Origin of the sequence: Rhizobium sp. Root1204 (assembly GCF_001424965.1) — a bacterium.
In the GTDB taxonomy this organism is placed as follows: domain Bacteria; phylum Pseudomonadota; class Alphaproteobacteria; order Rhizobiales; family Rhizobiaceae; genus Pararhizobium.
In genome coordinates this window covers 217,014-231,487 of record NZ_LMCZ01000023.1, presented here as the reverse complement: position 1 = coordinate 231,487, position 14,474 = coordinate 217,014, and the positions used below count along the sequence as shown (strand labels likewise).

The following is a 14,474-nucleotide window of genomic DNA, read 5'->3' as shown; positions in this document are numbered from 1 at the left end:
TCAAGCAACCCGAACCAGAGATGGCGACGTCGCAATGCCCTTGAGCCGGCCCTGCATGAAGTTGGTGTACCATTCGACGAACTGCATCACGCCACCTTCGTGCTCCGGCGAATAGGGTCCGGGCTGATAGGCGGGCGAGCGGATGCCGAAGGCGTTTTCCTCTACGATTTGGCGGTCCTGGTCGTTGGTTTCCGTCCAGACATGGGTCAATTCTTCAAGGTTGTAATCGACTCCCTCGACGGCATCCTTGTGCACCAGCCACTTTGTGGTGACCTGGGTCAGTTCCGGACCAAGCGGCAGGACGCGGAAGGTGATGGCGTGATCGGCCAGCACATGGTTCCAGGTACTAGGGTAATGGAACAGCAGCAGCGTGCCGATATGGCTCTGACTGACATCGTCGGAAAGCTGGCGCTTGACGGCGCGCTTGCCGGACATGGTGTAGCTTTCCGCACCCTCGATTAGCGGCATGCGGGCGACGCGGAACTGGCCGCTCTGATCCATCTTGAACTCGCTTGGCAAACCCGACGCTTCGCAATGCGCCCAATGGGCGGCGATGACCGGATCGTCCTTGGCGCCCTGCACGCCGGTCGCCGTCGGCGCCTCCGGATAGGTGCGGCAGAGTTCCGGATGGTTCGCCGCACAGTGATAGCACTCGCGGTTGTTTTCCCAGACGAGCTTCCAGTTGCCCTTCTCGATGATCGTGCTTTCGAAGGCCACCTTGGTGTCCTTGAGATTGTGCGGCGTCAGATAGGACGAGACCATGTCGCGCATCGGCTGGAAGTCCATCGCCTCGTCGGCCAGGCAGATAAAAATGTAGCCGCCGATGGTTTCACAATGGATCGGTTTCAGGCCGTGCTGGTTCTTGTCGAAGTCTTCGCCCATCTGGCGCGCAAACAGGAGCTTGCCGTCCAGTTCGTAGGTCCACTGGTGATAGGGACAGACAAGCTTGGCCGATGAGCCCTTGGCGCCGGCGCAGACGCGCGAGCCGCGATGGCGGCAGGAATTGTGCAACGCGCGGACGGTGCCGGTGCGGTCGCGTACGATAACAACCGGATATTCGCCGACCTGGGCGGTGAAATAATTGCCCGCCTTCGGGATTTCACAATCGTGGCCGATGAACAGCCAGTCCTTGTACCAGATCTGCTCCATGTCGAGCTTGTACAGATCGGGATCGGTATAGAAGGCCTGCTCGAGACTATGTGTGTCACGGCGGTTCATCAATTTTCGGAGGACTTCGCTGCGGAGATCCATGGTCATTTCCTTGTGCTCGCCAACTTTTACGGTGGCAGCAGGCAGGAAAGGAACCACCGCCGCGCCGGGAGAGCGCGTGGTTAATGTGGTTCTCCTTCCGGCTGCCCGCCGCAACCCAGATATCAATTTCATCACAAGGCTGGTTTCCGGGCTCTGGAGCTGTCCTTGCGGACTGTCCCGGCGCCTTCCCGGATTTCTCCAGTGGCCTTTTGCCGAGGTTTCGCTCCACCACCGTTGCGGGGGCAGCGCCGGATTTCGACCGGCTTCCCAATTCTCCGCCCTTCCCTATAAAGGCGGCACCTTGAGTGTCTTCATCTAATCCTCAGACCTTGGAAAACAGCCGCCAGTTAACGACATCCGATTCCAGAAAGACGACACGGAAAATATTGCGTGGCGTCGCCGTCAACCTGACTATTTTATAAGCAGAAACAATGTGATCGGCTGAATTTGAAGCAAAAATCCGGTTTTCCGCCCAGCGCTTCGGCAATCGGCACGGATGCAGCCCTTTTGCGACACTTCACGGCGAAAACACTGCCATCGCCATCGCACACGGTCGAGGCAAAAGGCTGACAGCCAGCAAGACTGCATTAACCATAACGCAGTAGCTTTGGCTCATAAGCGATTCCGTCCCGGTGTGTTTTGTCGACACACCCGCAGTCTGGTACAGGCCGATGTCAAACTTGAGATATTTCGATACCGCTGTGGTCAAGAAGCCGGAACCATCGCCGAAGGCCGCGGTCTATACCGAATTCCTGCGCACAGGACGGATCAACCGGCACCAGCAGCAATGGAGCGCGGCCGAGAAGCGCTACCTGACCCACCAGGAAGTCGCTGCCCGCACCGGCAAGAAACTGGAAACGGCCGGCTCCGTCACACATGACCGGATCAACAGCTTTCACCGGTCGATCCGCTTCCCAAAACTGCTTTTTCACCGGACGCTGGCCGATAGCCCGCATCTCGGCTATTGCCATGTCACGGCCGCGCGGACGAAATTCGCCAAGTTCGAGGACGTCCGCTGGTCGTTCTATATTGCCAATTTCTTTTCCGATATCGGCGACGACCAGCACTTCTTCGAGAAGATCAAGCTTGGCTATTCACGGATGTATTTCGCGGTGGCGACGGAGATGGACGCAGAGGCCGGCAAGTTGACCGTCAACCGTGCGGTGCATGACAACGGACTGCTGTTTCGCACCCGCGACCCCAAGGAGGCATTGAAGAACGTGCTTCTGCTCGGCGCCCGCAATGCAGAGCTCCGCAAGATCATCGGTAGCCTTTGATCACTGCTTGTAGATCAGCCAGTCTCGCCCGGGCAGCGGCTCACTCTCGGCGCCATGCACGATCGTCTGATCGCCACCTTTGCCCTGCGCCCTGGCGAGCGCCTTTTCGGCCGTATTAACGAGATCGAAGGCATTGGTGGCGTCATCCGACATGCAGATGCCGACCGATAGCGTGACACAGCCGAGATCGCGCCCGGTTTTCGGATGCGTAAAATGCGTGCTGCGCAGGGCCGAGCGCAGCAGCGCCACGAGCCGCACCACTTCCCGTTCCTCACCCGTCCCCACCAGAAAACCGAAACGGGTTCCGTCGAAACGGGCGACCAGTTCGCTTGAGGGAAACGCTTGCTGGATAATGCCACCGATATGCCGGGCAAGCGGTTCGGCCAATGCGGCCGCCTGTTCTCCCGACAGCCGCCGGCTGGTATCGGGCTCGGCAACGGCAATACCACAAGCAAGCGGCAGATCGGGATCAGCGTAGACCTTGGCGAGCGCCTTGTTGAAGGCCCGGCGATTGGCGAGCCCGGTGACCGCATCGGAAAATTTCCGCGCCTCGAAATCGGCAAGGTCTTTCTGCACTCCGGCGATCACGGTGGATTGCGCGGTGACGCTCTGCTCCATTTCGGCATTGTGCGACACCTGCCGCTCGGTGGCCCGCTTCAGAGCCTGAATGGAGTTCTGCAGCGCCATCTGGCTTTCGCCGCCGGAAACGACCAGCGCCTTGGTTGCCTCGCTGATCAGCCGCCCATAATCATCGAGCTGGTCTTTTTCACGCGACAAGAGGTTCATGAAATTGCTCATCTCGTCGCGCACGATCGTCGTCGACCGCGCCAATACGCTGGCTTCATGATGATGCGGCAGATATTTGCGGCCAAGTTCGTCGAGCGCCGATTGCGACTTGTATTTGCCGAGCGCAATGAAGTCGCGCACCAGGTCCGGATTGGCGCCACCATAGGCTTCGTAGACCAGTTCGTAATTCCGGGGGATGGCATCGATGCCCATCTGATGCATGGCGGTGGCGATGCGCAGGGCAAGGTCGGTCGGCATGGATTTCTTGTTGGCCATAGGGGCTCCGGCTAGGTGCAGGATCAGACAGCTAGCATAGGCAACTTTCTCCGCCGCTAACCGGACCTGTCGCATTTTAAGAAAGCTTAATTTTGGGTGTTGCAAAGAGGGACAGTTGGCACGTGCATTTCAAATGCGCTTGGCAATGTCCGGCTTCGCCCTGTAAAGGAAACGCCGGAGCGCCCGCCTGCCTCCCGGTGAGGGCGCATTGACGTTTGGAAGCTTGATGGCGCTGATCATAGACACACGGACCGAGCCGGAGCGTGCCCTGGCGATTGCCTGCGAGACGCTTGGCGAAGGTCTGCCGGTGGCGATCCCGACCGAGACGGTCTACGGGCTGGCGGCCGATGCCACCAATCCCGATGCGATCAGCCGCATTTATGAAATGAAGGGCCGTCCTCGCTTCAATCCATTGATCTGCCACGTCGCCGATTTTGCGATGGCCGAGGCACATGTCAGCTTCGATCCGTTGTCGCGAAAGCTGGCCGAGGCCTTCTGGCCGGGACCGCTGACGCTGATCCTGCCGATCAAGCTGGAGAGCAGCGTGCATCCGCTGGCATCCGCTGGCCTCGACACGCTCGGCCTCCGCATGCCGGAAGGGTTTTCCCGCCAGGTGATCGCCCGTTTTGGCAGACCGCTGGCAGCACCGAGCGCCAATACCTCAGGCAAGATCAGCCCGACCAGCGCAGCCCATGTCGAAGCAGATCTTGGCGGCAAGCTGGCGCTCATCCTTGACGCCGGCTCAGCCGAAATTGGACTGGAATCAACCATCATCAAGGTCGATGGCGATGACATCCGGCTGTTGCGTCCAGGCGGTCTGGACGTCGCCGACATCGAGGCACTGACCGGCAAGACGGTTTTGCGTCCCGAAACTGCGGGTGCAGTGATCGAAGCGCCGGGCATGCTGGCGTCGCATTATGCACCGGGTGCTGCAGTGCGGCTGAATGCGACGGATGTCAAACCGGGAGAAGCGCTGATCCGTTTCGGCGGGAAGCCCTTGGCCGGCGAGGAAAACGCGGTTGTTATCCTCGACCTCAGCCCGTCCGCAAACCTGCGCGAAGCGGCTGCCAATCTGTTTGCCTTTATGAAACAGGCCGATGCGTCCGGCGCCAAAACCATTGCCTTCGGTACGATCCCGAACGAGGGGCTTGGCGAAGCAATCCTCGACCGGATCGAACGCGCTGCTGCTCCACGGGAATGACCCTATGACCAATGCCCTCCCCTCTGCTGACCTGATCGCCCGCTTCGCTGCCATCGTCGGTGGCGCGAATGCATTGACGGACCAGGCCGACATTGCGCCCTATCTCGTCGAATCCCGCGGCCTCTACACGGGCAATGCCCCGCTGGTGCTCCGGCCCGGCAGTGTCGAAGAGGTCTCGCAAATCCTCAGGCTTGCCAGCGAAACCGGCGTGGCGATCGTGCCGCAGGGCGGCAATACCGGCCATGTGGCAGGGCAAATCCCGCGCACCGGAGCAGCCGATATCGTCCTGTCGCTGCAACGGCTCAACCGCATTCGCGATATCGATCCCGTCGGCAATGTCATCGTCGCTGATGCCGGCTGCATTCTTGCCGATATCCAGAAGGCGGCGGAAGCGCATGACCGGCTGTTTCCGCTGTCGCTCGGCTCAGAGGGCTCCTGCCGGATCGGCGGCAATCTCTCCACCAATGCCGGCGGCACCGCGGTGCTGGCCTATGGCAACATGCGGCAGCTCTGCCTTGGCCTCGAAGTCGTTCTACCGACCGGCGAGATCTGGGACGGGCTGCGGCGGCTGAAGAAGGACAATACCGGCTACGACCTGCGCGACCTGTTCATCGGCGCCGAAGGCACGCTGGGCATCATCACCGGCGCGGTTCTCAAACTGTTTCCACAGCCGCGCGGCCACCAGGTCGCCTTTGCCGGCTTGAAAAGTGTTGGCGATGCACTTGCCTTGTTCGACAAGGCCTCAAGCCTCTGCGGCCCGGCGCTGACCGGTTTTGAACTGATGCCGCGCCTCGGCGTCGAATTCACCGCAAAGCATATTCCCGGCGTCCGCGATCCGATGGAGACGGTTCACGCGTGGTATGCGCTGATCGATATCTCGACCTCGGATTCGGCCGAAAGTGCCGAGCGGATGATGCAGTCACTGCTCGAGACGGAGATTTCCAGCGGCCTCATCGAAAATGCCGTGGTGGCGGCCAGCGAAGCCCAGCGCAAGAGCCTCTGGCATATGCGCGAAAGCATGTCACAGGCGCAGAAGCCGGAGGGTGGGTCGATCAAGCACGACGTATCGGTGCCGGTTTCCAGCATTCCGGCCTTCATGGCGGAGGCCGATGCGGCGGTGATGAAAGCCATTCCGGGGGCCCGCATCTGCTCGTTCGGTCACATGGGCGACGGCAATATCCACTACAACATCTCTCAGCCCGTCGGGGCCAACAAGGATCAGTTCATCGGCCGCTGGCGCGAGATGAACACCATCGTTCATGGCATCGTCCTGAAATACAACGGCTCGATCTCGGCCGAGCACGGTATCGGCCAATTGAAGCGCGATGAACTGGCAGAGGTCCGCTCACCGATCGAGATCGACCTGATGCAGCGGATCAAGCATGCCTTCGATCCCGCCGGGATCATGAACCCCGGCAAGGTGTTGAAGGCCTGAAAGGCCAGGGTCAGAAGCCGCCAAGGCGCAATTGTGACAGGCTGAACAACGTGTCGGCACTGATACCGCCACCGCCGCCCGACAGGATAATCTGGGCGCCGGACATATCGACATTGTTTTCCACGTCATAAAGAGCCGTAAAGCGCAGCAGCAGCTTCTCCAGCTTTTCCGGATCCTGCAGATCCTTCACGTCGAGCACGCGGTTGATATAGGCATATTGGATATCGACATCGGCCGTCGACATGGCTTCCGGGATGCTGAACGTCGTCCGGACGACCTGCATCAGCGCGCTGTCGGCCAGGAGATCGTAGGCCGTGTTGATAGTTGACGCCTGACGGCGGAAATAGAGCGCGAGACGGACGCCTGCGTTTTCCTCGCCCCTTTGCTGCTCAAGGGTCTGGTTGAGGTAGAGATCCTCGGTCTCCAGCAATCCGCGCTTGGTCTGTATGCCAAATTCCGGGCGGACGAGATCGCCCGTATTGCCGAAGTTGTAGGAAGCGACAAGCTCCTTGTAGATCGTCGTGTTCGGCTCGGTATTGATGAAGCTGTTCGGATCGTTCGGATCCGCTTCGAACATCTTGCGCAGATAGTCGGTCGTCACCGTTTCCGGGTCGAGCTTGGCGGCGACAAGAACGAAATCGACCAGCCGGCGGTTGGACAGGAGATCATCGAGCGATTTGATCTTTTCGATTTCGGCGCTGTAATATTTCGATTCCGCAGTCGCCTTGGTCTTTTCATCCTCCGTAGCGAAACGGCTCTTTTCGATGACATAGGATTTGGCAGTGTTGAGGATTTCCGATTCAGCCTGCGCCAGCATCGGCACACCGGCGGACCCGTCCGCATTGAAGTTGAACGCCTTTGCCAGCTGAAGATAACGGTCGTCCTTCAGCGTATAGACATAGCTCTTCGGATCGGTGAGATCGCTGGTCAGCACCTTTTTCATCTTGCGCACGGTGTCGCCCTCGTTTTCGAGGCCGACAGCAGTGAGCGCCAGTTTCATGATCTTGGTGTCGGAGAGCAGGTCGTCAACATTCGAGACAACGCTCATCAGGCTCTTGAAGGACTTGATCAGGCTCGCATCGGCAGCTTCATCGGCGTCGTTGTAACGCACCATGTAGTTGTCCGAGGTCCATTTGGTTTGCGCCGCCGTCTGCGGTTTATCGCCGGCCGCCAATGTACCATCGGTCTGGAAATTGAACGCCGCCCTCAACTCCTTGTAGGCAGCGTTGTATTCCCCCCCCTTTGTGTTCACGAAGCTCGCCGGGTCGTTCGGATCACTCGTGAGAATGCTTTCGAGCGTCGCCACCGTGGTGCTGGACGGCAGGCCGGCAGCCGTGAGGATGTAGGAATACAGCCGGCTGTCGCTCTTGATCTGCGCAACCGTGGTAATGGTCCCGATCGTATCCTCGTAATAGGCCTTGTGCAGCAGGGCGACCGACGTTGTGGCACGCGGCGCCTTGTAGGCGTAGACTTCCTTGGTTGCCTTCCGGCTGTCTTCAGCCTGTGCCGTTCCGCCAGCTGGCACAGAGCCATCCGCCGCGAAATCGTACATCAGGGCCAAATCCTTGAAAACGGCGAGCCGCCCGATCGTGGCAGTACTCTCCGACTGCTTGGTCTTTAAATCGGCGGCGTAGAAGTTTACGCCCTTCATGGTACTGAGCGTGGTCTGACGCTGATCGATCTGCGCCTGCAATGCGGCCCGCTCCGCCTCGGTGAGATCCGGATCGGCCATCTGCGTCCGGAGACCACTGATCTCGGCCTCGACACCGGCATATGCATCGATGTTGCTGGTCATTTCCGGGAAGGCGGCATTGATCGTGGCAATGTTGTTCTGCAGGGTCGTCTTTTCCGCCTGCAGCGTTACCTTGTCCTCGTCCGACGTCTCAGGCAGTGCCATGAGGGCGTCGATCGCCGTTATGCGCGACTGCGACTGAACACGGCTCGACAGGGCGGAAAGAGCCTGATCGGACGAGGCCTTGGTCGCCAGAGCCTCCGTGAGAGCAGGCTCAAATTTTGTATTGAAGTAGCTGTTCGGATCATTGAGATCGCTGACCAGCGCGCCGCGCACGTCTGCAAAATTGAAATACTTCTCGTCAACGCCGAACACCCGGAACGCATAGGATCGTAACCTATCGTTCTGCAGGAACTGATCCACGTTGGTGATCGTGTCCATCATTGTATCGTAGTAGCGCGTCTCCTCGGCCATTTTCGAATCGACGTTGGCGATGGTCTGGTTATACAGGCCGATCAGCGCATCTTCCTGTGCACCACTTTGGACCACCTCGGTCGACTGGGAGAAACTGAACGCCCTGGCGAAATTCTGGTAGCGCTCGTCCGTCAGCATATTGGCGTAGCTGTTGTCGTCGCTGAGGTCGCTCTCCAGCACCTTTCGCATGAAGGCCTTGGCATAAGTCATGTCTTCAAGGCCGTGTGCCTTCATGGCATAGGCATAGAGCCGGTAGTCTCCCAGAAACTCGTCGATCGAGGTGACGTTGCCGATATTGGCCTTGTAATACTCGGTTTCGCGGGCGACCAGCGTCTGCTGCGCCGTGCGCTGAAGGCTCGTCTTCATATCGCGCGTGAGGAGATTATAGTCGATATATGTGGAAACCATTGCCGCTCTGCCGATCGCCTGAAATTGCCCGACGCTAAGGCGCCCGAATGGACGCAAAGCCGCGCAGTGCGGCCATAATCCGCGATACAATCGCTGGTCTTGCTTGCGCGTGGCTTTTCCTCAACCCGGGTGCGCAGGGTCGGGGGATTGGCAAAATTCTGCCGATTTTCTTCAGATTTGAGAAACCCTGCTGCGTCGGCTTTTGCTAACCATCAGGAAATGCAAAGTTTTTTAACTGCGATTTTTAAGTGGTCTCAAACTCGCCCCGCCTATCCTTGGGCCACAGAGGACGAAAAGTCCCGACGAGAAGACCGGGAACCGGCTCTCAAGGAAAACAAGGGCGATTGAAATGCTGAAAACACTTTCACAACCGGCTTGGGTTGAAAACACACTGCGAATGGACCCGAAACGCTTTCCCCAGCAGGCAAGCTACACCTTGCACGGACAGTCCAGCAATGTCACCATAAGCTTGGACGAACGTGGAGCGGTGCTGCGCAAGGTTCTGCCATCCAGCGGCCTGCCACTGTCGATCGCGCTACCGGCACGCGCTTTCAAAGGTGTGGCGGCCCGCGCGATAGACCATGGAGACGGAGAAGTAACCGTGACGCTAGAACTGCATCATGACGACCCGGATCTCTGCATCCCGCTTCTGGTCGCCCACGATCTTGCCGACATTGCCGCCGACTGGCGCACGTGGTCGGAAGCCTACCGGATTCCCATGCTGATGGTCGAAGCAGACGGCGTCGCCCGCCCGTTGGAAGATCATCTCGGTGAAGTCCGCACCCGCGATATCAAGCCGCGCCGCCGTCACTCGCTGTTCAACGATCGCCGCCCGCGCTTCCTGATGCGCCGCGCGACTGGCAGTCTGGGTGTCAACATGAAGATCGGCGGCCGCGAAATCATCGCCCGCAACTGATTTTCGACACATTCTCCAAGCCTTCCTCCAGTGCAAAAGACCGGCTGTCCCTGCGGCCGGTTTTTTGTTTGTGTTTTCAGCCTCTTAATCGAGCCTTTGGAAAACCTTGGAAGCGCCTTTTTGATGCCACAGGCAGCTAGCACATTGCCGGCACGAGAAGGAGACAGACCATGCGCACATTCGTTCTTGCGGCCATTGCCGCCTTTTCCGCACGTTTTGCCAAGACAAAGAAGAACCGCGACGAGAAACTGAGCTGGGCTTGAGTTTTCAAAGCTCGCTGGCCTTGCGCTTCAAAGCGCGGCGCGATTGACCGTTTTACTGCGGTGGACCCCTGCCCTCCGGCCATCCGGAGGGCTTTTTTATGCCAACCGGACCAGTAGCGCCGCGCAAAGACCAACAAAGAGAATCAGTCCGACAACATTGTTGAACTTGAACAGGGCCAGGCACTGTGCGGCATCGTGAATGTCGAGCACGAGGATCTGGTAAAACAGCAGGATCGCTGCAACCAGCAGGCCGATATAGGCCAACAGCCCCGCCCCCGCGAGCGCAAACGAGACAAACAACAACAGGATCGTCAGCCCATAAAGGCCAAACAGCCATGGCCGCGGGTGATCACCGAACCGCCGCGCCGTCGAGCGAACGCCGATCAGCTCGTCATCCTCCTTGTCCTGATAGGCATAGATCGTGTCGTAGCCGACCGTCCATGCGATGGCTGCAGCATAAAGCATGATCGATGCCCATGTGATCGTCCCGAACTCCGCCGACCAGCCCATGATCGCGCCCCAGGAAAAGGCGAGCCCGAGGAAGAACTGCGGCCAGTCGGTAAACCGCTTGGCGAACGGATAGATGGCGACGAAGACCAGCGAGAAGACGCCAAGGAAAATGGAAAATCCGTTGAACTGCAACAGCACGATCAAACCGGCAAGCGCTTGCAATACCATGAAGATCTTGGCCTGAAGCCGTGTGACACGGCCCGACGGCAATGGCCGCGAGCGAGTGCGCGCCACTTCCATGTCGATGTCGTGGTCGACAATATCGTTATAGGTACAGCCGGCACCGCGCATGGCGACAGCGCCGATGAAGAACAACAGAAGATGAAGGGCGAAGCGGCCGGGCGAAAACGTGCTGAGCGCCGCGGCCGCATTGGCAGCCAGCGCTGCCGACCAGAAGCAGGGCCACATCAGCAATTGCCAGCCGATCGGCCTGTCCCAGCGGGCAAGCTGCGCATAGGGCCAGAGCGGCCTTGGCAGCACGCGATAAACCCAGTTGTTGGACGGCGCATCAAAGACGCGCCCGGAATCGGCTGGACGTGTGTTCATACCGTTTGTTTGCAGCGCAAGCGGTCCGCGGTCAAGCCGACAGACCGCCGCACGGCAAGCGAACGGCTATTCCAGCGTGAAATCGAAACGGTAGGTGGCGGACAGGCCGAACAGGAGCTGGTTGCGGCTGCCACCTTCCTTGACGAGGCTTGAATCCGCCGCCGGGCCCATCAGCCGCTTGTATTCGGCAAAGGCGCTGGTTTCGAGTTTTTCGGTCGCTTGCCACGTAATCGCCGCACCCGCTCCAATCGAATTCAGGCCACCGGATGGCGTATATTTCGAATAGCTTGACTTGGCCGCCTCCGATGAACTGACGCCATAATAAGCATCGAAATAGTCGCTTGTCGCAGCCGACAGGCGCGGACCGGCGGAGACGCGGACATTGCTGCTGACGTCAACGAAACCATCGGCGGCAACATCCGCGACCAGACCGTGATGGCTGCGGATACCCTGGCGCAACTCCGCGCGGATGCGCAGCCAGTCGGTTGGATAGACTTCGGCGAAACCGCCGAGTTCGCCGCCAAACTTCACGGGATCGAGCCCCTTGAGGTCGGACGAAGTATCCTCGTCCCGGTCAAAGATCAGCTTGCCGACGACACCGGCGCGAAACGCTCCCTTGTCGACGAAGGCGAAGGCCGGATTGTCGTTGCGCGACGAAAACCGCACCGTGCTGCCGGCCCGGCCGAGCGAAATCAGAGGCGCAGCCTGGAAAAGGCGATCGGATGAGCCGTCATATTTGGGGCCGATGAAGCCGGTGGCGCCGACTTTCAGGTACCAGTCCCCGGACCAGAAATGCTGGCGCTCCTGCGCCTGGGCGGAAACGGAAGCGGCAAGAAACAGCCCGGCGGAAAGGGCAAACAAGGATCGGTTGAACACGTTGGAACTCCAGACAAAAAACGGTTCGTTCCGGGCCTTATAGGCGCCGCCTCACTACCATCTCGTTAACCAGGAGATTTCAGCCTTTGTTTTCCATACGGGACGGTGATTTCAAGGCAATATCTATATTTTACAATACCTTATAAAAATCCAGCACTACACGCTCGACAGATTTTCCGATATTCGACCGCAGATTACGGCGAATTGGAAACGTATTTTCACTCGAAAGCGGCAGGGCGGATATCACGCCATCCGTGACTTCAGATAGGTACTGGGTGAACTGCCCAGCATCCGCCGGAACATCGTGGTGAACGCGGCGATATTTTCATAACCGGCATCGAGCGCAACATTGGTCACCGGTTCTCCCTCGGCCAGACGCGGCAGCGAGGCAAAAATGCAGGCCTGCTGGCGCCAGGTGACGAAACTGACGCCGGTTTCGGCACGAAACAACCGGGTGAAGGAGCGGCGGCTCATTCCTAGGCCACTCGCCCATTCGTCAATACCGGCATTGGCGTCGGGTGACTGCAGAAAATGCCGGCACAGGCGCCCCAGCCGCGCGTCAACCGGGAACGGCAGGCCAAGCGGCCGCTCCGGCAGTTGGCTGATTTCGTCCAGCAAAAGCTCGATGATCAGCCGTTTGCGGCGCGGGGTCAGTGGTTTTTCGTCCGATAGCACCAATTCTTCCATCAGGCTGGAGGCGAGTGGCGTCACTTCCAGAACGCGCGGCTGCTCGGCAGAAATCACCGAAGGGTCGGCGTAAATAGAGTGCATCTCGACATCGCTGATCATCTCGCTGAAATGCTCGAGGCCGGCAGGGATGAGCAAACCGTGACCGGGCGGGATCATCCAGCGCCCGCCTGCGGTATTGACCAGAACCACCCCCCGGCGGGCACACCAGAGCTGTGTCTTGGTATGGCTGTGCGGCAGCCCCCGGGAGCCGGCCGGATAATGTCGCCCAAGCGCCGTAATGGGATCGTCATTCAGGTCGATCCACAAAAGGTTCGCGCGATGCATATCATCGCCTGCAGGATCCCCCGATTTCACGTCGTTCTTCTGCATTTGGCCCACTCTCGAAAGAATGCGACCAGAGCACAAAAGCAGGCCATACTCAAGCGATGTAGAGACAACGCATATTCGTGTTTACACTATCCGTCCGGCGAGGAAGACAGCATGGCGAGCATCACATCACCTACAGGCATCAGCCCGGAAAAGACTGCGGTTTCCGTCATCGTGGCCGTCAGCTTCTGCCATATGCTGAACGATATCATGCAGTCGCTGCTCACCTCGCTCTATCCGCTGCTGAAGGAAAACTATGCGCTCGATTTCGTACAGATCGGCCTTCTGACCTTCGCATTCCAGGTCACCGCATCGCTGCTGCAACCCGCCGTCGGTGTCGTCACCGATCGCTGGCCGATGCCATTTTCGCTTCCGGCGGCGATGCTGTCGACCTGCGCCGGCCTGATCACGCTTGCCAATGCCCATCATTTCTATGTTCTGGTCCTCGGCGCTTGCCTGATCGGCATCGGCTCGGCGATCTTCCATCCGGAAGCATCGCGCGTCGCGCGGTTGGCCTCTGGCGGACGCCACGGCCTTGCCCAGTCGCTGTTCCAGGTCGGCGGCAATACCGGCACGGCAATCGGGCCGTTGCTCGCCGCCTTCATCGTCATTCCGCAGGGCCAGGGCAGCCTCAGCTGGTTCTCCGTCGTTGCATTGACCGGCTTCATGGTGCTGTCCTGGGTGAGTGTCTGGTATACCCGTCATCGCCGCAGCTCGGCCGGCCGCAAGCCGGTCAGCCGGACGCTGCCATTGCCGCGCAACCAGGTTATCTGGACCCTGATCGTTCTCGTCATCCTGACCGCGACGAAGAACGCCTATCTCTCCAGCCTGTCCAGCTACTTCACCTTCTTCACCATCGAGAAGTTCGGTGTTGGCGTTCAGGAAGCGCAGATGCTGCTGTTCCTGTTCCTTGGCGCATCGGCTGCCGGTGTGATCTTCGGCGGACCGATCGGCGACCGTTTTGGCGCTCGCTTCGTTATCTGGTTCTCTATCCTCGGCGTCATCCCCTTCGCGCTGCTTTTGCCCTATGCCAACCTGTTCTGGACGGCGGCGCTGGTGATCATCATTGGCTTCATCTTCTCCTCGGCGTTCTCGGCCATCGTGGTCTTTGCGCAGGAACTGGTGCCCGGCCGCGTCGGTCTGATCGCCGGCATGTTCTTCGGCTTTGCCTTCGGCTTCGGCGGCATCGGCGCTGCAGTCCTCGGTATCTTCGCAGATCGCAACGGCATCGAGTTCGTCTATAAGCTCTGCTCCTACATGCCGCTGCTGGGCCTCTTGACGATCTTCCTGCCGAAGCTTCCAAGCCACCGGTAACTCGACAACCCGACGAGGGGCGGCAAGTCCCTCGCCGGGTCGCAGCGACATGCCCTGCTCCGGCAAAGCATTCGGAGCGGTGGCATCCCGGCCAAACTGCAACCCAGCGCATCTCATTGTAAGTATTCGTCAAGCATTGAACGCTAAGGTTCA

11 protein-coding genes and 1 riboswitch are annotated in these 14,474 nt (G+C 59.3%); of the genes, 5 read left to right on the top strand and 6 right to left on the bottom strand.

Annotated elements, in window-relative coordinates:
• The gene (locus ASC96_RS19705) at window positions 1-1,251 is read right to left on the bottom strand and encodes an aromatic ring-hydroxylating dioxygenase subunit alpha (protein WP_060504888.1); all 1,251 of its coding nucleotides are present in this window, start codon (window positions 1,249-1,251) and stop codon (window positions 1-3) included.
• Window positions 1,252-1,370: 119 nt separating this feature from the next.
• Window positions 1,371-1,570, bottom strand: a riboswitch (cobalamin riboswitch).
• A 352-nt stretch (window positions 1,571-1,922) separates the two neighbouring features.
• Between ASC96_RS19705 and ASC96_RS19700 the strand changes: the two genes are divergently transcribed.
• Window positions 1,923-2,528 carry a DUF6656 family protein gene (locus ASC96_RS19700; protein ID WP_060504820.1) on the top strand — a complete coding sequence of 202 codons (606 nt, stop codon included), beginning with the start codon at window positions 1,923-1,925 and terminating at the stop codon, window positions 2,526-2,528.
• Here the strand turns inward: ASC96_RS19700 and ASC96_RS19695 are convergent, their stop codons facing one another.
• Complete coding sequence (locus tag ASC96_RS19695; RefSeq protein ID WP_060504819.1) at window positions 2,529-3,590, bottom strand: diguanylate cyclase; 1,062 nt, start codon at window positions 3,588-3,590, stop codon at window positions 2,529-2,531.
• A 226-nt stretch (window positions 3,591-3,816) separates the two neighbouring features.
• Here ASC96_RS19695 and ASC96_RS19690 point away from each other — a divergent pair, with 226 nt between their 5' ends.
• On the top strand, window positions 3,817-4,791 hold the full coding sequence (locus ASC96_RS19690; protein WP_060504818.1) for an L-threonylcarbamoyladenylate synthase: 975 nt from the start codon (window positions 3,817-3,819) through the stop codon (window positions 4,789-4,791).
• Window positions 4,792-4,795: 4 nt separating this feature from the next.
• Window positions 4,796-6,226, top strand: a complete 1,431-nt coding sequence (locus ASC96_RS19685; protein WP_060504817.1) for an FAD-binding oxidoreductase — start codon at window positions 4,796-4,798, stop codon at window positions 6,224-6,226.
• Window positions 6,227-6,236: 10 nt separating this feature from the next.
• On the opposite strand, the gene ASC96_RS19680 is transcribed toward ASC96_RS19685, so the two are convergent.
• Window positions 6,237-8,840 carry a DUF1217 domain-containing protein gene (locus ASC96_RS19680; RefSeq protein ID WP_060504816.1) on the bottom strand — a complete coding sequence of 868 codons (2,604 nt, stop codon included), beginning with the start codon at window positions 8,838-8,840 and terminating at the stop codon, window positions 6,237-6,239.
• A gap of 349 nt (window positions 8,841-9,189) precedes the next feature.
• Here ASC96_RS19680 and ASC96_RS19675 point away from each other — a divergent pair, with 349 nt between their 5' ends.
• Entirely contained in the window at window positions 9,190-9,756 is a 567-nt protein-coding gene (locus ASC96_RS19675; protein ID WP_060504815.1) for a DUF6101 family protein, read from the top strand.
• Between the two features lie 359 nt (window positions 9,757-10,115).
• On the opposite strand, the gene ubiA is transcribed toward ASC96_RS19675, so the two are convergent.
• The 3 genes from ubiA to ASC96_RS19660 form a co-directional block, all read right to left on the bottom strand.
• The gene (ubiA, locus tag ASC96_RS19670) at window positions 10,116-11,075 is read right to left on the bottom strand and encodes a 4-hydroxybenzoate octaprenyltransferase (RefSeq protein WP_060504814.1); all 960 of its coding nucleotides are present in this window, start codon (window positions 11,073-11,075) and stop codon (window positions 10,116-10,118) included.
• A gap of 66 nt (window positions 11,076-11,141) precedes the next feature.
• Window positions 11,142-11,951: a MipA/OmpV family protein gene (locus ASC96_RS19665; RefSeq protein WP_060504813.1), complete on the bottom strand. Its 810-nt coding sequence runs from the start codon at window positions 11,949-11,951 to the stop codon at window positions 11,142-11,144.
• Window positions 11,952-12,194: 243 nt separating this feature from the next.
• Complete coding sequence (locus tag ASC96_RS19660) at window positions 12,195-13,010, bottom strand: helix-turn-helix transcriptional regulator (protein ID WP_060504812.1); 816 nt, start codon at window positions 13,008-13,010, stop codon at window positions 12,195-12,197.
• A 111-nt stretch (window positions 13,011-13,121) separates the two neighbouring features.
• Here ASC96_RS19660 and ASC96_RS19655 point away from each other — a divergent pair, with 111 nt between their 5' ends.
• Window positions 13,122-14,321 (top strand): MFS transporter, encoded by a 1,200-nt coding sequence (locus tag ASC96_RS19655; RefSeq protein WP_060504811.1) that lies wholly within the window; start codon window positions 13,122-13,124, stop codon window positions 14,319-14,321.
• Window positions 14,322-14,474 lie beyond the last annotated feature (153 nt).

Bases quoted from the DNA above. Each gene is read 5' to 3' on its own strand.
- ASC96_RS19660 (WP_060504812.1), bottom strand. From the start codon at position 13,010: ATGCAGAAGAACGACGTGAAATCGGGGGATCCTGCAGGCGATGATATG.
- ASC96_RS19705 (WP_060504888.1), bottom strand. From the start codon at position 1,251: ATGGATCTCCGCAGCGAAGTCCTCCGAAAATTGATGAACCGCCGTGAC.
- ASC96_RS19690 (WP_060504818.1), top strand. From the start codon at position 3,817: ATGGCGCTGATCATAGACACACGGACCGAGCCGGAGCGTGCCCTGGCG.
- ASC96_RS19695 (WP_060504819.1), bottom strand. From the start codon at position 3,590: ATGGCCAACAAGAAATCCATGCCGACCGACCTTGCCCTGCGCATCGCC.
- ASC96_RS19680 (WP_060504816.1), bottom strand. From the start codon at position 8,840: ATGGTTTCCACATATATCGACTATAATCTCCTCACGCGCGATATGAAG.
- ubiA (WP_060504814.1), bottom strand. From the start codon at position 11,075: ATGAACACACGTCCAGCCGATTCCGGGCGCGTCTTTGATGCGCCGTCC.
- ASC96_RS19675 (WP_060504815.1), top strand. From the start codon at position 9,190: ATGCTGAAAACACTTTCACAACCGGCTTGGGTTGAAAACACACTGCGA.
- ASC96_RS19700 (WP_060504820.1), top strand. From the start codon at position 1,923: ATGTCAAACTTGAGATATTTCGATACCGCTGTGGTCAAGAAGCCGGAA.
- ASC96_RS19655 (WP_060504811.1), top strand. From the start codon at position 13,122: ATGGCGAGCATCACATCACCTACAGGCATCAGCCCGGAAAAGACTGCG.
- ASC96_RS19685 (WP_060504817.1), top strand. From the start codon at position 4,796: ATGACCAATGCCCTCCCCTCTGCTGACCTGATCGCCCGCTTCGCTGCC.